Source organism: Arthrobacter liuii, from assembly GCF_014639275.1.
In the GTDB taxonomy this organism is placed as follows: Bacteria; Actinomycetota; Actinomycetes; order Actinomycetales; family Micrococcaceae; genus Arthrobacter; species Arthrobacter liuii.
The window spans coordinates 1-17,400 of the sequence record NZ_BMFW01000050.1 but is presented as its reverse complement, the minus strand read 5'-3'; the positions used below and the strand labels follow the sequence as shown (position 1 = coordinate 17,400).

Annotated in this window: 17 protein-coding genes; 6 read left to right on the top strand and 11 right to left on the bottom strand. The window is 66.6% G+C overall.

Annotation, left to right across the window (positions count from 1 at the left end):
- Positions 1 to 608 precede the first annotated feature (608 nt).
- Positions 609 to 1,871, top strand: a complete 1,263-nt coding sequence (locus IEW19_RS22275) for a hypothetical protein (protein WP_188573740.1) — start codon at positions 609 to 611, stop codon at positions 1,869 to 1,871.
- Between the two features lie 28 nt (positions 1,872 to 1,899).
- On the opposite strand, the gene IEW19_RS22270 is transcribed toward IEW19_RS22275, so the two are convergent.
- Positions 1,900 to 2,730: a class II glutamine amidotransferase gene (locus IEW19_RS22270; RefSeq protein WP_188573739.1), complete on the bottom strand. Its 831-nt coding sequence runs from the start codon at positions 2,728 to 2,730 to the stop codon at positions 1,900 to 1,902.
- Positions 2,731 to 2,974: 244 nt separating this feature from the next.
- Here IEW19_RS22270 and IEW19_RS22265 point away from each other — a divergent pair, with 244 nt between their 5' ends.
- Entirely contained in the window at positions 2,975 to 3,514 is a 540-nt protein-coding gene (locus IEW19_RS22265) for a hypothetical protein (protein WP_188573738.1), read from the top strand.
- Between the two features lie 69 nt (positions 3,515 to 3,583).
- Here IEW19_RS22265 and IEW19_RS24360 read toward each other — a convergent pair whose 3' ends face one another.
- Genes IEW19_RS24360 through IEW19_RS22250 form a run of 3 tightly spaced genes read right to left on the bottom strand, consistent with a single transcriptional unit; the run spans position 3,584 to position 6,833 of the window.
- Entirely contained in the window at positions 3,584 to 3,955 is a 372-nt protein-coding gene (locus IEW19_RS24360; protein ID WP_373283642.1) for a universal stress protein, read from the bottom strand.
- An 18-nt stretch (positions 3,956 to 3,973) separates the two neighbouring features.
- Positions 3,974 to 5,209: a beta-ketoacyl-[acyl-carrier-protein] synthase family protein gene (locus IEW19_RS22255; RefSeq protein WP_188573737.1), complete on the bottom strand. Its 1,236-nt coding sequence runs from the start codon at positions 5,207 to 5,209 to the stop codon at positions 3,974 to 3,976.
- A 10-nt stretch (positions 5,210 to 5,219) separates the two neighbouring features.
- Positions 5,220 to 6,833, bottom strand: coding sequence for a peptide chain release factor 3 (locus IEW19_RS22250; RefSeq protein ID WP_188573736.1), 1,614 nt, complete (start codon positions 6,831 to 6,833; stop codon positions 5,220 to 5,222).
- A 512-nt stretch (positions 6,834 to 7,345) separates the two neighbouring features.
- Here IEW19_RS22250 and IEW19_RS22245 point away from each other — a divergent pair.
- Positions 7,346 to 7,861, top strand: coding sequence for a 2'-5' RNA ligase family protein (locus IEW19_RS22245; RefSeq protein WP_188573735.1), 516 nt, complete (start codon positions 7,346 to 7,348; stop codon positions 7,859 to 7,861).
- Positions 7,862 to 8,106: 245 nt separating this feature from the next.
- Positions 8,107 to 9,183, top strand: a complete 1,077-nt coding sequence (gene disA, locus IEW19_RS22240; protein ID WP_188573734.1) for a DNA integrity scanning diadenylate cyclase DisA — start codon at positions 8,107 to 8,109, stop codon at positions 9,181 to 9,183.
- A 64-nt stretch (positions 9,184 to 9,247) separates the two neighbouring features.
- On the opposite strand, the gene IEW19_RS22235 is transcribed toward disA, so the two are convergent.
- Positions 9,248 to 9,952, bottom strand: coding sequence for a hypothetical protein (locus tag IEW19_RS22235; RefSeq protein WP_188573733.1), 705 nt, complete (start codon positions 9,950 to 9,952; stop codon positions 9,248 to 9,250).
- Positions 9,953 to 10,118: 166 nt separating this feature from the next.
- On the opposite strand from IEW19_RS22235, the gene IEW19_RS22230 reads away from it, so the two are divergent.
- Both IEW19_RS22230 and IEW19_RS22225 read left to right on the top strand, forming a co-directional pair.
- Positions 10,119 to 11,045 carry an iron-sulfur binding domain-containing protein gene (locus tag IEW19_RS22230; protein ID WP_188573741.1) on the top strand — a complete coding sequence of 309 codons (927 nt, stop codon included), beginning with the start codon at positions 10,119 to 10,121 and terminating at the stop codon, positions 11,043 to 11,045.
- 61 nt (positions 11,046 to 11,106) lie between these two features.
- Positions 11,107 to 11,538 carry a DUF3592 domain-containing protein gene (locus tag IEW19_RS22225; RefSeq protein WP_188573732.1) on the top strand — a complete coding sequence of 144 codons (432 nt, stop codon included), beginning with the start codon at positions 11,107 to 11,109 and terminating at the stop codon, positions 11,536 to 11,538.
- 48 nt (positions 11,539 to 11,586) lie between these two features.
- Here IEW19_RS22225 and IEW19_RS22220 read toward each other — a convergent pair whose 3' ends face one another.
- From IEW19_RS22220 to IEW19_RS22195, 6 genes are all read right to left on the bottom strand, one after another.
- Positions 11,587 to 11,760: a hypothetical protein gene (locus IEW19_RS22220; protein ID WP_188573731.1), complete on the bottom strand. Its 174-nt coding sequence runs from the start codon at positions 11,758 to 11,760 to the stop codon at positions 11,587 to 11,589.
- A 35-nt stretch (positions 11,761 to 11,795) separates the two neighbouring features.
- A complete protein-coding gene (gene dhaM / locus IEW19_RS22215; protein WP_188573730.1) occupies positions 11,796 to 12,485 on the bottom strand; it encodes a dihydroxyacetone kinase phosphoryl donor subunit DhaM in 690 nt (229 codons plus the stop codon).
- Positions 12,482 to 13,114 carry a dihydroxyacetone kinase subunit DhaL gene (gene dhaL, locus IEW19_RS22210; protein ID WP_188573729.1) on the bottom strand — a complete coding sequence of 211 codons (633 nt, stop codon included), beginning with the start codon at positions 13,112 to 13,114 and terminating at the stop codon, positions 12,482 to 12,484. Before dhaL ends, dhaM begins: the two co-directional genes overlap by 4 nt.
- Positions 13,115 to 13,116: 2 nt before the next feature.
- A complete protein-coding gene (gene dhaK / locus IEW19_RS22205; protein WP_188573728.1) occupies positions 13,117 to 14,118 on the bottom strand; it encodes a dihydroxyacetone kinase subunit DhaK in 1,002 nt (333 codons plus the stop codon).
- A gap of 252 nt (positions 14,119 to 14,370) precedes the next feature.
- Positions 14,371 to 14,880: an amino-acid N-acetyltransferase gene (locus tag IEW19_RS22200; protein ID WP_188573727.1), complete on the bottom strand. Its 510-nt coding sequence runs from the start codon at positions 14,878 to 14,880 to the stop codon at positions 14,371 to 14,373.
- Between the two features lie 161 nt (positions 14,881 to 15,041).
- Positions 15,042 to 17,165 (bottom strand): S9 family peptidase, encoded by a 2,124-nt coding sequence (locus IEW19_RS22195; protein ID WP_188573726.1) that lies wholly within the window; start codon positions 17,163 to 17,165, stop codon positions 15,042 to 15,044.
- Positions 17,166 to 17,400 lie beyond the last annotated feature (235 nt).

Here is a 17,400-nt window from a genome sequence, read left to right as displayed (position 1 = left end):
GGCCTCCAGAATCGACAGCCCGCCGCACACCAAATCAACAAACTCAGTGCGGGCATTCGACGGGAACAACTTGACCATCTAACGCTCCATCAATCAGAGCGTTGCAACGACCCTATGACTTTGCCCTGCTTCTGCGGACCCAATCAGCCAGGAAGGTGGTTTTTCCGTAGCCTGCCGGCGCACTGACAAGGGTCAGCCGATGTGCGTCCACGACCGCCGCCAGGGCGTCTTCCAAGCGCCGGCGGCGGAGGGTAGCCGAACCGCGCGGAGGTGGCCGTAGCCTCAGTGGCGGACCAGCCGCCCATTCGGGAATTTGCAGCGCTCCCACGGAACCGATCGTAGGTCGGGGCCGTGGCCGTCAATAAGGGCACAAGGTCCTTGGCACCCGGATCACCCCGGCCGGATGGGGCCGGCGTTGGCAGCTGCGCGGACAATGAGGACAGGGACTACTCACAGGCCCCTTTCCTAATCGAAACGTTGGAGGTGGTTCCCGTGCAGCGACCGGGCAGTCCCTTCGCTGTCCTAGGGCTGATGGCGGAGCCCGCCCTCCCGGCCTTTCCAAGCTTGTGAAAACCGGACCGGAATCCGCCGGACAAGGCACGGGTCCAGTGCGCCGGGTCGTTGCCGTTGTCCTGGTATTCCTCACTGCGGTACTGGCCTTAGCTGCCGTACCGGCACTTTACCTGCGCACCGAGGTCCTGGATACCGGCCGGTATGTGGCCATCGTGGCGCCCCTGGCCTCCGATCCCGCCATCCAGGCGGAGATCAGCAGTAAAGTCACCGCGCAAATCAGCGACGCCGTCGACATCGAAGGCATCACGCGGGACGCCATGGCTGAACTGGGCAAGGTTGCGCCCCGGGTGGCCGCGGTAATCGCCGGGTTTGCTCCGGCCATCGCAGAGCAGACCAGGGACCTGATCCACGGCACCGTCTCCCGGTTCGTAGCCAGCCCGGAGTTCCAGGCTCTGTGGACACGGGCCAACACGCTGGCGCACCAGGGAATCGTCAACCTGGCCAGGGGACAGACCGGCGGCACCGTCAGCGTCGACGAAAGCGGCATAGTCACAATCTCGACGAAGGAAGTCATTGCCCGCGTCAAAAGCCTCCTGGTAGAGCAGGGGGTTTCGATAGCGGCCAGGATCCCTGAAGTCGACGCACAGATCGTCCTGCTTCAATCCCCCGAACTCGCCAAGGCCACGGAGGCCATCCGGACCCTGGACCGTGCCGCCCCGATCCTGGCTTGGCTGACTCCGCTCAGCGCCGCCGGGGCGGTCGCCCTGGCACCCCGGGGTCGGCGGCTGCGGACAACGAGCCAGGTCGGCTTGGCCATTGCGGCAGCCATGGCGGCGCTTGCCCTGATGCTTGCCATCGGGCTGGATGTCTTCCTCGGCATGGTGCCGTCGTCCACCGTCTCCCCAGCGGCGGCGCAGAGCCTTGCTGATGCCCTTCTTGTGCCTTTATGGGCAGGTTTGCGGTTTGTCTTCGTGGCGGGCGTGCTCATCGCCGCTGCTGCATTTTTCGCCGGCCATTCGAGCGCTGCCTCGTCTGTCCGGGGAAGGCTGGCACGGACCAGGCACGATGTCAGTGGAAGGCCAGCTGCCGGGCAGCCCAGGCCATGGCAGCTGTGGCTGGCCCGCTTCCGCCGAACCGTGGAAGCGGTCGTCGTCGGCGTGGCCGTCATGGTCCTCATCCTCTGGCAGCACCCGACGACGGCCCTCGCCATCGGGATTGCAGTCCTCGCTGGGCTCACGGTCCTTCTGGTCGAAATCCTTTGCCGTCCTGCCGTGGGAGCGCTGCCCGCGGGCGGCACGGCGCCGGGCGGGTCAACCGAAAAGCCTCCTGAGGACGAGACTCCCCAGGTGCATCGGTGAGGTATCAAGCAGCTGAGGTGTCAAGCAGCTAGGAGGACGACGGCGCGAACGGGTGGAGCTCCTCCTCGCCCTCGTGCACAACGACGCACATGGCATCAGGTACCTCTACCCAGGCGCCCCGGAGATCGCCGAGCGGCTCGGAGACCACCAGCCGCGATTCGTCCGAGAGCCCGTGGAGCAGGGGGTTTTCCGGATACTGGGCACGAAGCGTTGCCACGTCGGTGCTGTGGAAGAGCGACCGGGACTTGCCCTCGCTGGAGTAGCGGAAGGCCCACGTGGTGTCGCCGTCGGTGGTTGCCACCGTCATCTGGATCGGGTGTTCGATGCCGTGGCGCCGTCCAGTGTCTTCGATGAATCCCACTGCCTCGGAAACTGCCGCGCGGGGATCCTGTTCCAGCCCAAAAGTCAGCGCCAGGTAGAAGAACAATTCCGAATCCGTTGACCCCTCGATCTCGGGGTACAGCCCCGGCTCGACGGCCATGGCCAGGTCGCGCTTCACCTTCAGGAAATCCGAGAGGGCTCCGTTGTGCATCCAAAGCCACCGGCCGTGGCGGAACGGATGGCAATTGGTCTGTTGGACGGCCGTGCCGGTAGTTGCACGGATGTGGGCGAACACGCGGCTGGCCGAGGCATGTTCGGCAAGCTCACGCAGATTGCGGTCGTGCCAAACAGGTTCGGTACTGTGGAAGACCCCCGGAATGGGGGTGGCTCCATACCATCCCACGCCGAACCCGTCCCCGTTGGTGGTTTCAACTCCCATACGTGCGTGCTTGCCTTGCATGACGAGCGAATTGGCGGGCTTGTAGAGAAGGTCATCCAGCGGCACGGGAGAACCCGAATATGCTAGCCAGCGGCACATGGCATTTTCCTTCCCATCGTCAAGGGGATTCCTGCCCACATTCGATCACCGGCCGGGCCGCATTTCATCACCTTCCACGGGTGACGCGTCCGGCAAGTGCCGCCGGCCCGGGGGCGGCCCAAGCCATTGCATCACCCGGATCATCCCCGGCGGGTGAGGCATGCCCGCCGCCCGTTGCCAACCATGGTCTATACCTGCCAGTGATCGGGCTGCCAGGACATCAGCCACCTGAAAGGGATCTTCCATGTCGAAACCATCTCGACTCAGTGCGCAGTTGCTGGCGCTCAGCGCAGCGCTGGTGCTGCTGGCGGGCTGCAGCGGCACCACCAGCCCGCCAGCGGGCACCTCCAGCGCGACGGCTACGTCCAGCCCGACGGCCACGTCGAGCCCCACGACGTCCAGCACAAAGACCGCCAGTCCAACGTCCGGGGCAACCACGTCCAGCCCGCAATCGACCAACGCCGCAGCTATCTGCAGCGCTGCTGACGCCTTTGCCAAAGCGCTCACCAGCTTCAAGGACAAGATCAAAACGGGGGTGACGGTGGACGAGGCCCGCGTCTCGCGGGACCAGGTGATCAAGGCCTATGACGACCTGGTGACGGCAGTTGGCACTGATGCCAAGGCCCGTCTCGACGCCGTCAAGTTGGCTGCAAACCGCTTCGTCGCGGCCGTCAACGACATTCCCGACAACGCCACCTTGACCCAGGCCCTCGACTCCCTCCGGGATGAGGCAAAGAATGTCCAGGCCGCGCTGAGCGACCTCGTCACGGAAGTTCAGTGCTGAGTTGACGACCCCCGCCGGCAGCAGCGGCCGGCGGGGGTTGCATTCACGGAGAGCACGGGAGGTGTTGCGTTAGCGCCCGCCGTCGGCCTTCACCGCCAGTACCGGCCGGTCCGCCCGCATGAGGATCTGCTGGGCATGGCTGCCCAGGATGAACTTGCCCACCTGGGTACGGTGGCGCAGCCCGATCACGATCAGCGACGCGTCCACGTGGCACCGTTCGGCTTCGGCATCATCAAGGAGCAGACCGGCAGCGTGGTCCCCGGGCTGTTCGCCCTCGCCGCGGCATCCGCGTTGGCGGCCGGCCTGGTCTACTTCCTCAAGGAACGCGGCGGCTCCGCGGTCAACGATGGTCCGCTGGACGAGGCGGAGGACCGTCCGGCGCCCGCTCAGGGCACCATTCCCAGTCGGGCGTGACAGCAAGCCTGCGCCGGGATCACACACCGGCCCGGGAGTTTGCGACTAAGCGCCGGCAATCACCAAGGCCACGCTGTGGCCACCGAATCCGAAGGCATTCACCAGCCCTGCCGGGGCGTAACCCGGCGGCAGCTGGTGGGTGCCTTCGGTGATGACGTTAAGGTCCACTTCCGGGTCCAGTGCCTCCACGTTCAGCGTCCCGGGCATCTGGCCGGTGCGCAGGGCTTCGAGGACCACGACGGCGGCCAGCGAACCGGCGCCGCCCAGCAGGTGGCCGGTGTGGCCCTTCGTGGACGTGACCGGCACCTGGGCACCGAAGACCGCGTTGATCGCCTGGCCTTCCAGCCTGTCACCCACGGGAGTGGAGGTGGCGTGCGCGTGGACAAAGCCGATGTCAGCCGGCTGCATGCCCGCCGCATCCAGCGCCTTCTGCATGACCCGCCGCTGCATGGCCGGATCCGCGGCAACGATGTCGTTGGCATCGGAGGTTACGGCTCCCCCGGCAACAGCCCCCAGGATGGCAGCGCCACGGGCGCGGGCGTGCCGTTCGCTCTCCAGCACCACTACGGCAGCGCCCTCAGCGAGCACAAAGCCGTCCCGGCCGCCGTCGAACGGGCGCGAGGCCCGCTGCGGATCACCCGAACGGGTGGACAGGGCACGGATCTGGGAGAAACCGCTGATCACCAGGTCGTTCACCGAGGCGTCAACACCGCCTGCAATCACGACGTCGGCAGCACCGGAGCGGATCATTTCGGCTGCCTGGACAATCGCCTCAGCCCCGGAGGCGCAGGCGCTGACAGGCGTCCGGGCGCCTCCGCGGGCGCCCAAGTCGATGGACACCCAGGCGGCAGGGCCGTTCACCATGAGCCGGGTGAGGGTGTGCGGCGAAACCTTGCGCGGACCGGACGCGGCAAGGGTGCGGTCCTGCTCGATGGTGGAGCCCAGTCCGCCGTAAGCGGAGCCGATCACCACGGCGAACCGCTCCGGATCCACCTCCGGAGCACCCGCCCGCGCCCATGCCTCCCGTGCTGCAACCAGCGCCAGCTGCCCGCACCTGTCCATCCGCTTCATCTCGCGGGTGCTGAGGTGCTCCGTGAGGTCCGCCCTGACCTGCCCGGCGATCCTGACCGGCAGCTGTTCCGCCCAGTCCTGTTCCAGCGCGGCAATGCCTGAGTGCCCGTCAAGCAGGGCCTCCCAGGTTTCCTTGACCGTGGAACCGAGGGGGTTGATGGTGCCGGAACCGGTCACCACTGCGCGGGGTTGGGCCGGGACTGCCGGCATGTTGCCCACCCTACTTCGCCGGGTTGTGCGTGCCGATGGGCACGAGTGTCAGGTCCGGATGGTTTTTCTCGATCCGCCGCAGCGCCCAGACGTCGTTGAACAGGGCCAGGTACTCGCCGTCGGACCGCAAAAGCACCTCAGCGCCCGGCACGTTGGCCAGCGTGGGCATGGCTTCCGCCGTCGAAATCCTGGCCAGTGAGTAGGGCAGGCGTTCCAGGCGCATGGGGGCGCTGAAGTCGTGCGCCATGCGGTCCTCCACCACCTCGAACTGCATGGGCCCGACGGCGGCAAGCACCGGCGCCTGGTCGCCGCGGACGTCGGAGCGGAGCACCTGGATGACGCCCTCGTGTTCCAGCTGTTCGATGCCGCGGCGGAACTGCTTGAACTTGCTGGGGTCCTTGGAGCGGGCCACCTGGAAGTGCTCGGGGGCGAACAGCGGGATGGCGGGGTATTCCACCGGGTTCTCGAGGAACAGGCTGTCGCCCACACGCAGTGAGGACGCGTTCACGAGGCCCACCACATCCCCGGGGTACGCCTCGTCAATGACTTCGCGTTCGCGGCCGAACACCTGCTGGGCGTACTTGGTGGCGAAGGACTTGCCGGTGCGGGTCTGGGTGACCACCATGCCACGCTCGAAGACACCGGAGCAGACGCGGATGAAGGCCACGTGGTCGCGATGGGCCTTGTTCATGCCGGCCTGGACCTTGAATACGAAGCCGGAGAACGGGGACTCCACCGGGCGGAGGTTGCCGTCCACGTCCGGGCGCGGAGACGCCGGCGTTGCGAAGTCCACCAGTGCGTCCAGCAGTTCCTTGACGCCGAAGTTCAGGGCGGCGGAGCTGAACAGGATGGGGGTTGCCTTGCCTGCGTGGAAGGCGTCGACGTCGAACTCAAGGTTGGAGTCGATGACCAGTCCGGCTTCGTCCACGGCGTCGGACCAGTTGCTGCCCTGGCTTTCCGCCGCCTCCTCCGGGGTGAAGTATTCGGTGATGGCGATCTGCGCGCCCGCGTTGTTGCGCTGGAAACGGGCGAAGCGGTCGTTGCGCAGGTCCCAGACGCCGCGGAAGTCACCGGAGATGCCCACGGCCCAGGTCAGCGGCATCGGCTGCAGCCCGGTGCGCTCGGTGATTTCGTCCATCAGTGCCAGGGCGTCCAGGCCGGGCCGGTCCCACTTGTTGATGACGGTAATGATGGGCAGGTTACGCTGCTTGCAGACCTCAAAGAGCTTCATCGTCTGGGTTTCCAGGCCCTTGGCGGCGTCCACCAGCATCACGGCACAGTCGACGGCGGCGAGCACACGGTAGGTGTCCTCGGAAAAGTCTGCGTGGCCGGGGGTGTCCAGCAGGTTGATGACAGTGTCCCGGTAGGAGAACTGCAGTGCAGCGGAGCTGATGGAGATACCGCGGTCCTTCTCCATCTGCATCCAGTCAGAGACCGTTTCCTTGCGGTTGGCCTTGCCGCTGGAGGCGCCGGCCGTGCCGATCACCCTTGCATGCAGGGCCAGGGCCTCGGTGAGCGTGGACTTACCCGCGTCCGGGTGCGAAATGACGGCAAAGGTCCTGCGGCGGCCCGCCTCCTTGTGAATCTCGGAGATCCGGGCGGGGGTCAGGACATCTTGGGACACGGTGCTACTTTCGCTGCGGTTTGTGGCTGCCCAGGGGCCTTTCGGGTACTGCGCTGCGACTCGAGGGCGGGGCATATCATTGGCAAACGGCCAAAGTACAAGTTTATCGCAGGGGCGCAAACGGCACCTGTTCCGCTTAACGCGGGCGAAACCGGACGTTCAAAGCCGCGAAATGCAGGGAAGTTAGCTTTGGCGAATGATGCATGGCACCACTTTCTCCGGCAACCTTTTCTTTGACCCGCTGGCTATCAACCCGGCCACACGCCCGGCCAATGCGGGGCCGCAACAGCCGGGTTCAGCCCTTCCCTCCGGCCCCTTGCCAAAGCGGGGCGTCCAGTCGGCGGCAGAACACAAGGCGCTTCGGGCCGCCTCCCTTTCGAAAGTCAGCAGGGAATTGGAGCGGATGCTTCGGGAGCGCAAGCGCTGACGATTCCCTTCGGGAGCCCCCTGAAGTTTCCCGGACAGGCGACCCCTGGCGGTCAAAGGGTGCCGGGTAACGGCATGATGTGTTCATGCGCAGCATCGAGCTGGTCTTTGACGGCCCCACTGACTCCCTCATCCGGGCCGACTGGGCGCGGCTGGCGGCCGCGAACCTTCCGAGCCTGGCAGCGCACATCTCCCCCAGCAACAGCCCGCACATCACGCTTGCGGCCGGCACCGGCCTGCAGGCCTGCCCGGAGGGACCGTGGCAGGAGGGGCCATGGGAGGAGTTGCCAGTCGACACAACGTTTTCCGGAGCAATCGTTTTTCCCGCAGGTGCGGGCAAGTACGTCCTGGCCAGGTCGGTCCTGCTGACTGGCGCCCTTCTGGACCTGCACCGGCACCTTCACCAAGGCCTGTCCGGCGCGTTGCCGCTGACGCTGCCGGGGGCCTGGACGCCCCACGTCACCATCTCCCGCCGCATTCCGGGGCAGCAACTGGGAACGGCGATGGACCTGCTGGACCTGCGGGTCGAGGGCCGCTGCACGGGAGCGCGGCTCTGGGACAGCAGCACCAAGACGGTCACTCCCCTGGCAGAACCCGTCTGAGCAACACCATGGCAAACGGGCAAGAGGGGCAAAAGTGCTTGCCCGGCACGTGCTCCATCCGGCATTTTTCCAGCCGTTCCGGACACCCCCTAATGAGGCACTTTGGGGCTTGCCCGTGCGGAACTGGGGTTCCTTACCCCTATCATTGAGCTTGCGGGAATCAGAGCACTTTTTGATCCTGCCGGCCAAGTGCGGATGCCGGCATTCCTGCGGGCGGCGGTCCGCATCTTTGAAGGGATACACCTATGGCGCGGAGCCCCGAAGAATCATTGAGGGCCACTCTGGGCAGGGTTGCACCCGGAACTCCCCTTCGCGACGGCCTGGAACGGATCCTCCGGGGCCGCACCGGTGCCCTGATCGTCCTGGGCTCCGACCGCACCATCGATTCCATCTGCTCCGGCGGATTCGATATCGGCATCGAATTCTCGCCCACCCGGCTGCGTGAACTGGCCAAGATGGACGGTGCCATCATTTGCGACAAGGACGCGGGCAACATCCTGCGTGCCGCAGTCCAGCTGGTCCCGGACTCGAGCATCGAGACGCAGGAGTCGGGCACCCGCCACCGCACGGCGGAACGGGTGGCCAAGCAGACCGGGGTCCCGGTCATTTCCGTGAGCCAGTCCATGCAGATTATCGCCCTCTACGTCAACGGGCTGCGGCACGTCCTTGAAGGCTCGGAAAATGTCCTGGCCCGCGCCAACCAGGCCCTGGCCACCCTGGAGCGCTACGTTGCCCGCCTGGACCAGGTCACCAGCTCGCTCTCGGCCCTCGAGATCGAGGCAATGGTGACCGTGCGCGATGTGGCCGTGACCTTGCAGCGGCAGGAGATGGTCCGCCGGATTTCGGAGGAAATCTCCCAGTACGTGCTGGAACTGGGCGAAGACGGCCGGCTCCTCTCCCTCCAACTCGATGAGCTCACGGTGGGCCGGGGTCCGGGCAGCGACGTAATAATCCGCGACTACGCGAGCCCCAATGCCTCCGCGGAGGACATCGAAAAGTTTGTCACTGAGCTGGTCAGCCTGGGTCCGACAGAACTGATCGATCTGGGCAAGATCTCGGCGATCGTGGGATTTGCGGGTGGCGAGGCCAACCTGGACGCCGTCGTCCAGCCCCGCGGCTACCGGCTGCTGTCCGGGCTGAAAGCAGTTCCCAAGGCCGTCGCCGACCGACTGGTGGACCATTTCGGGGGCCTGCAGTTCCTGATGGCCGCCACCATCGACGACCTGATGACCGTTGACGGCATCGGCGACCAGCGCGCCCGCACAGTACGCGAAGGCCTGAGCCGGATGGCTGAAGCAAGCCTCCTGGACCGCTTCCTCTAGAGCATCGATTGCTCCGTAAATGTCCTTTTGGAGGCTGAAAACGACATCCACGGAGCAATCGATGCTAGTTCAGCTGGAAGACGGCCTTCGGGCTGGCCCGGGAGCCCAGCTTCGCGGTGAAGATGTAGTACGCCCCGCCGCCGCCAGGGGCTGCAGCCACCGCCTTGCAGCCATCGGCACTGCGGGTCCGGCTCCACGGAAAGTTTGCGGTTTCGCTGGCACCGGGCGCAATCACCTTCACCAGGTCCTCGCTCGACGCCTGGCAGTCCTTTGAGGAGAAGACCCGATCGGAGCCGCTGGTCACCAGGAATTCCATCTGCGAGGTCCCGATGTTGACTTCGCAGGGGACGGTGCCGCCGTTGGTGACCTTTAGGGTCAGCAACGGGTTTTCCGCCGGGCCATACGCCGGCTTGTCGGTGGAGGCCGACACAGTCACCAGGTTCTGGTTGCACGAGGGTGTCGCGGAGGCAGTGGGCGACGGCGCGGCGGAGGGGGTTGCCTGCGCGGAAGCAGGAGGGGTGGCGGCAGCGGACGGGGCAGGCGTGGAGGCAGCCGGTTCCGGGGAAGACGACTGGGTGGATGACGCCTGCTGCGAACCGCCCCTGAAGGCACCGGCCAGGGCGAAGCCGCTGACCACCAGCGCAATCACCACTAACAGCGCGCCACCAACCACGAGCCGACGGCGGCGGTACACGGCGGCGCTCGGCTTCCGGACGCTGCTGGAACCCGATGCCGTGCCGCGTGCTGGTGAATCGCCTTGCCTGCCCATCCTCCTAGGCTAGGGAACACCGCCGGTTCTGCCTTGCCACCACGCCGCCCCGCGCACATTGCCCTTGTCACAACCGGTTTTCGGCCAGCGTGAACCCATCCACTACAGTGTTGGCATCGATACTCAAACCTCCGCCACTACGGACACTCCAGCGGCCCCCGCGGACCTGCAGTTGCTCCACCACCGGATCAACTCCTGGTTCGCCGGCATTGCCCGCGACCTGCCCTGGCGGGAACCCGACTGCTCCCCGTGGGGCGTGCTGGTCAGCGAAATCATGCTGCAGCAGACGCCCGTGGTCCGGGTGCTTCCCGTCTGGCAAGAGTGGCTTAAGCGCTGGCCTACGCCCGCCGGACTGGCAGGCGAACCGGCAGGAGAAGCCGTCCGTTCCTGGGGCCGCCTGGGCTATCCCCGCCGGGCCCTGAGGCTGCACGCCGCCGCCACGGCCATCGTGCAGGAGCACGGCGGCAAGGTTCCGGACACCTACGCGGACCTGCTGGCACTTCCCGGGGTGGGCAGTTACACGGCCGCGGCAGTGGCAGCCTTCGCGTATGGCCGGCGGGAAACGGTGGTCGATACCAACATCCGCAGGGTTCATGCCCGTCTGGTCTCCGGCGTCGCGCTTCCCGCCCCCGCGCTGACCGCGGCCGAAATGCGTTTGGCCGCAGGCCTGTTGCCGGACGACGACGGGACCTCCGTGCGCTGGAACGCTGCGGTCATGGAACTGGGGGCGCTGGTGTGCACGGCCCGGGCGCCCAAGTGCGCCGCCTGCCCGGTCAAAGACTCCTGTGCGTGGCTCGCGGCGGGTGAGCCCCCGCCGTCGTACGTTCCCAAGGGCCAGGCATGGCACGGGACCGACCGCCAAGTCCGCGGCGCCGTGCTGGCCGTGCTCCGGCTGGCGGAAATGCCGGTGCCGCCGGACATGTTCCAGCGTGAACCGGCTGATCTTGGCTTTGCCCCGGACGGAGTCGGCGTGCCCCTTGCCGCTCTGCACCGGCTCAACTCCGCCCCTGAACAACTGGAGCGGGCGCTGGCCGGGCTGCTGGCGGACGGGCTCGCAGAGATGCACGACGGCGGCTACCGGCTCCCAGCCTGACCTGCCAGCGGCGCCGCCGGGGGATGGCATACTTCTTGGGGACCGCTACCGGGGGGAAGCCATGAAAACCATCCTGTACATCGTGTGGGCGCTGTACGTTGCTGCCACGATATTCTCGCTGGTCCATGCCGTCCGCAGGACCAGGCGCCAGGCCCAGCTGATGGCGGACTGGCCCAAGGCGCAAGCCACCGTGACCGGCAGTACCACAGGCTGGACCAGCGGCGTGGGCGGCTCCAGCCGGAACCTTCGCTACTACCCCACCTACCAGTTCACCGATCAGCGCGGCACCCTCTTCATGGGCAAGTCCGAGGTCTCCCTCGTGGAGCAGCCCTTGCCTGGGTCGCTGATCGAGGTGGCCTACAACCCGGCGGACCCGAACGAATCGCTCCAGGTTTCCTCAGAGCCGCGCACGGCCCTGGGCTGCCTGATCCCGTTTTTCGCGGTCTTCGCAGTCGCCCTGTTCTGGTTCATCGGCGTCTTCCCGCTGGGCTAGCGTGCACAGTGTTTTAGCCGGCACAGGCCCACGCAGAACCAGTCCCCGTCAGAACAGTGCGGGCTGGGTAAAAGTTCCACCTTCACAAGTTCCGGTCGCCGGACCGCCGCCCACCGCTTCAACGCTCCAGTTGAAGCCAAGTTCGGCAAGCAGTTCCTCCACGGAGATCTGGCCGTCCAGCACTTCGATTTCCTGGGAGTTCTCTGCAAACGGCCTTTCCATGCCATCGAGCTTATGGCCAGGAGCGGCCGGGGAGGTCAGGGCTCGCCGAAGCCCGCCTCCACCAGGCTTCTGACGTACTCCACTGCCCGTTCCGCATCAGCACCCCACGCTTCCACGTGCAGCACCGTGCCTTTCCCGGCTCCCAGGGTCATCAACCCGGTCATGGACGCGCCATCCACCCCGTTGATGGTCACCTCGGCGTCAAGGGAGGCCAGGCCTCCTGCCACTTTCGCGGCTGGCCGGGCGTGCATGCCTGCCTGGTTAACCAACTCAAAGTCCCCGGTGCAGTCAGGTGCGGCACTGCTGACTGATCCGCGCCCTGCTTCCCAACCTGCCGGCTGCGGCTGGTTGCCCGGACCCCGCGTGCCTTCAGCCGCCTGCCGGACCGCTTGCACGTCCGCTCCGCCCTGCGCGGCGACGGCTGCGGCCACCAGGCCCTCCACCAACGGCGCGTCCGCGAGCAGGACACCGGCAGGACTTTCCAGGAACTCGAGTGCCGATTCGGCCGTCATCACTGCGGAACCCAGGTCCGTCAGGACCACTGTGCCCTCCCCGCCTGCCTGTTCAAGGGCGGCGAGGACTTTCCCAAGGCTGGTGCCGATCCTGCCGTCGTCGGTGCCCCCGGCCGGCAGGATCACCACGTCCGGCGCCATTTGCGCGGCAAGCTCCACGGCGCCGTCGGCAATCTTTTCGCTATGGGACACCACCACGATGCTTACGGTCACGCAGCTGCCCCGACGGCGGCCCGCAGAATCAGCGCGCTGGACACGGCTCCGGGATCCCGGTGGCCGGCACTGCGTTCGCCAAGATAACTCGCGCGGCCTTTCCGTGCGATCATCGGGTCGGTAGCCACCGCCCCTGCCTCAGCGGCCTCGGCGGCCGCCACCAGGACGCCGAGGACGTCCGTGCTGCCGCCGTCGGCTGCCGCCCGGGCCGCATCAACTGCAGGTGTCCAGGCGTCCACCATTGTCTTGTCCCCCGACTCCGCCTTCCCGCGTGCCACGATCCCGTCCCTGGCCGCCGCCAGGGCATCGGCCCAGGCGGACGGGTCGATCTGGGCGGAATCACCCAGGGCTGTGGCGGCGCGAAGGAAGGCCGTGCCGTAGAGGGGCCCGGCAGCGCCCCCCACCTTGGACATCAGGGTCATGGCGGTCATCTTCAGCGCTGCCCCCGGCGTCTCAGGTGTCGATTCGCCGAGCTTGGCAAGGACGGCCTGAAAGCCACGGTCCATGTTCTCGCCGTGGTCCGAGTCCCCGATGGCGCGGTCCAGTTCGATCAATTCAACGCGGTGCTCAGCCATGGCCTGCGCGCACAGGGTCAGCCACTTCACGGCCCAGTTGGCGTCCAGCACCACGGTTACACGCCCCAGCGCAGCGCGGCGGTGTGCACGGGTGCGTCCCAGAGTTCCGTCAGCTCGTCATCGAGCCGGAGCACGGAGATGGAGCAGCCCTGCATTTCCAGTGCCGTGATGTAGTTGCCCACCAGCGACCGTTCCACGGTGGCACCTGCGTCGGCCAGCACCTGTACAGCGCGGCGGTACACAATGTAGAGCTCGCTCAGCGGAGTGCCGCCCATGCCGTTGACGAAAAGCAGCACCTTGTCCCCGGAACTGACCTTCAGGTCGGCCAGGACTGGTTCCAGCAGGCGGTTGGTGATGCTGTCCGCGTTTTCCATGGGAATCCGGTGCCTGCCGGGTTCACCGTGGATGCCGATGCCGATCTCGATCTCATCCTCGTCGAGGTCGAAACTGGGCGTTCCTGCGTGCGGGACCGTGCAGGCTGACAGTGCAACGCCCATGGTCCTGACGTTGGCGTTGACCCGTTCGCCGATGGCAGCCACGGCGTCGAGGCCGTCCCCACGCTCGGCGGCGGCTCCTGCGATCTTTTCCACGAGCACGGTCCCGCCCACCCCGCGGCGGCCGGCCGTGTAGAGCGAGTCCTCCACCGCGACGTCGTCATTGACCAGTACGGTCCGGACGCTCACGCCCTCCGCCTCGGCCAGTTCGCCAGCCGTCTCAAAGTTCAGGACGTCGCCGGTGTAGTTTTTGACGATGTGCACGACGCCGGCACCTGAGTTGACTGCGAGGGTGGCCGGAAGGATCTGGTCCGGCGTAGGTGAGGTGAACACCGCCCCCGGCACGGCGGCGTCGAGCATTCCCTGCCCCACGTAGCCGGCGTGCAGCGGCTCATGGCCGCTGCCGCCGCCGGAAACCAGCCCCACCTTGCCGGCCACGGGCGCATCCTTGCGCGTGATGTAGATGGGGTCTTCGCTGACGGTGACCAGTCCGGCGTGTGCCAGGCCAAATCCCTGGACTGATTCCTGGACAACGGATTTTGGATCGTTGATGAGTTTCTTCATGGCGGTGCGCTCCTGGCTGTGCTCGTGAAGGATGTGTTTTTCGACCCTACTACCGGGATCGCCGCTTGCGGTAGGTTCCTCCTGCCCGGCTTTCCGGACCACTTCCGACGCCGGGCGGTCCCGGACGCAGGAAAGGGACAGCCCCCAACGGCTGTCCCTTTTCTGAGGCCCCCCACATATCGGCCTTGAATAGTTTATCCACCAATTCGAGTAAAGCAAATGCGGATGTCCGTCGGGTGGCCGCCGGACATCCTAGAGGGTGCGGATCATCCGGGTGTTGCCGAGGGTATTGGGCTTAACGCGTGCCAGGTCCAGGAATTCGGCCACGCCTTCGTCGTGCGAGCGGAGAAGCTCTGAGTACACTTCCGGGTCCACCGCGGACTGGTCCGCCATGACTTCAAAGCCGTGGCGCTTGAAGAAGTCCACCTCGAACGTGAGGCAGAAGACCCGCGCGACGCCCAGGGCGCGGGCCTCTTCCAGCAGGCTTTCCACCAGGACGTGCCCCACCCCCTTGCCCCGCCACTGCCCGGACGCCGCGAGGGTGCGGATTTCGGCGAGGTCCTCCCACATCACGTGCAGGGCCCCGCAGCCGACCATTTCGCCGTCGTAGGACTCGGCAATGCGGAACTCCTGGAGGCTCTCGTAGTACGCCACCGTCTCCTTTGCCATGAGGATGCGCTCCTCAGCCAGGGGCGCCACCAGCCTCTTGATGGCAGGGACGTCACTGGTGCGTGCTGGGCGGATGTGGAAGGAGTCAGTCACACAGCCATCCTATGAGGCGAAGGGCTCTCGGCTCGGTGACTGCGGCATTTACCGCGTGCTCGCTCGTGCCTCGCTTAGACGCACGCTACGTAAATGCCCCAGCCCCCTTCACCGTTTGCGCTGCCCCCTGCAGGTGGTGCCCTGTACCGGTTAGAGAGAAACTAGAGCCCCAGTTCAGGCGGCAGTTCGAGGTCCTGGCCCAGGACGTTCTTTGCCAGGAACCACTCCACCACCTGGTACCAGACCTTGGCGTGCTGGGGCTGGAGGACCCAGTGGTTCTCGTCCGGGAAGTACAGGAACCGGTGCGGCGTCTGCCCGTCCTGGTCAGCCGCGAGCCGGGATTTGGAGAGCAGCTCGTACCAGAGCCGCAGGCCCTCCCCTATCGGCACCCGGTAGTCCTTGTCCCCGTGGATCACCAGCATGGGAGTGCTGATGTTCTCCGCGTGGAGGTGCGGCGAGTTCTCGAGCGCCATCTCTTCGGTCATTTCCTTCAGCCAGTACTGCGAGGCATCCGTGGTGGGGCCGAACTGGTCCAGGACCCAGAGGCTGGCGTGGGTGACAACTGCCTTGAACCGGTCCGTGTTGCCCGCCACCCAGTTGGCCATATAGCCGCCAAAGGAGCCGCCCATCGCAGCGGTCCGGGCCTCATCAATGTCATGCCGCTCCACGGCGGCATCGGTCACGGCCATGAGGTCGGTGAAGGGCTCCTTCCCCCAGGAGCCCCAGCCGCGCTGGATGTAGGCCTGGCCGTAGCCGGTGGACAGCGCCGGATCCGGCAGCACCACGGCATACCCCTTGGCGGTGAGGAGCCACGGGTTCCAGCGCCACGTCCACGCGTTCCAGGATCCGAGCGGACCCCCGTGGATCCACAGGAGCAGCGGCGCCGGATGGTCCGCCGAGGCTCCCTCCGGCAGGGCGAGGTAGGCGGGGACCCGGGAGCCGTCGGCTGCGGTGGCGGCGATGCGCTCCAGCCGGCCGGGACATGCAGGCCGTTCAGCCGGTGCGGGCAGGCGGGTGGTTTCTCCGGTGGCCAGGTCAATCCGTACCGCTTCGGCGGGGAATTCATAAGAGCTGCGCAGGGCGTATGCACTGCGCCCCTCAGGCGAAATGACGACGTCGGTGTAGGCCGCCGCGTCCTGCGTTACCCGGGTGACGCCCACCTGCGCGGCAGCTGCCGGCACGCTGACCCGGAAAACCGGCGACGCGCCGTCGTCGTCCGCCGTCACCAGGATTGCGGAGCCGTCCGGGAGCCACGCCGCAGGCTTGGGCCAGCGGTCCCAGTCGTGCGCCAGGGGCTGCAGGCCGGCGGCATCCTGGGCGGCGCGCCCAGAGACGTCAAGCAGGTGCAGTTTGATTTCGGGTGCCTGCTGCGGGGTGGAATCGCTCTCGCTGACCACCACCAATGTCTTGCCATCCGGGCTGACCGGTCCCGGAAAGTAGCTCAAGCCTTCCCGGTCCACGAGCACCTTGAGGCTGCCGGACGCCACGTCCACTGCCACCAGGATTGAGCGGCTGTCCGCCTTGGCCAGGGGTTTGGTGTAGCTGCTGTAGACGGTCTTGCCATCCGGGCTGACAACCGTCCCGGCTTCCCTCAGCCGCGGTCCGGAGTCAGGTGTGAGGTTGCGCAGGGCCAGGGGGACGGTGGCGTCAACAGTGGCTGGTTTGCCCGGTCCCATGTCCGTGCCCGGCTCCACGGCAAAGATCCGGGGCTGGCCCGGGCCAAGGTCGGCATCCCAGTAACGGACCGGGTACTCGCTGTGGAGGATGGCCGAAACCTTTTTATCCTTGCGGGATTTGCGCCGCTCGGCATCGTCCTCCTCATCGGCTGATCCCGCCAGCACTTCAGCCGTGACGAACGCCGCGTCGGCGTGCCTGGCCGTCAACACCTTGCTGACGCCGCCGGGCCGGCTGAGGACCACCCGCGCTTCCCCACCGTCGGCCGGGAGCAGCCACAGCGCGTTGACCGGCTCTTCGTCCGGGCTGTCCGGGTCGGGACGTGCGGACGTGAAGTAAACGTCACCATTGGCCGCGAAGGCAGCACCGGCTTCACCCTTGGTGCTCCGGGTGATGCGCCGTGCGTGCTTCTGCCCGGCCGGGTCCAGCTCCCACAACGCGGTGGCAAACTCGGTGCCCTTGCCATTCAGGGTGCTCACCGTGGTGACCAGACGGGACCCGTCCGGGCTCAGCGCCAGGCCGCTTACCCGCGGGATGGACAGGTAGTGGTCGAGGTCGTGGAAAGAGGTCGGTGGTTGCTCGTCCGGGATCGCCGGATTCAGATTAGCCATGCCCCCGATTCAACACGGTTTGTGCCCGCCATCACAGTCGCCACGCACCCCTTCCCTCCAGGCCGGGCGTTGGCGCGGTTCCTTGGCTGGGTCCGGTACCGGCCATCAGACCTGACTTGGCTCATTTCGTTAGTGCGTGAGTTTTGGGTTGCGGATGGCATCGAGAATGGCCTGCTGCTCGGCGGCAATATCGGGGGCGAACGTCTGCGTGGTGCCGTTGATGGCGATGGTCGCT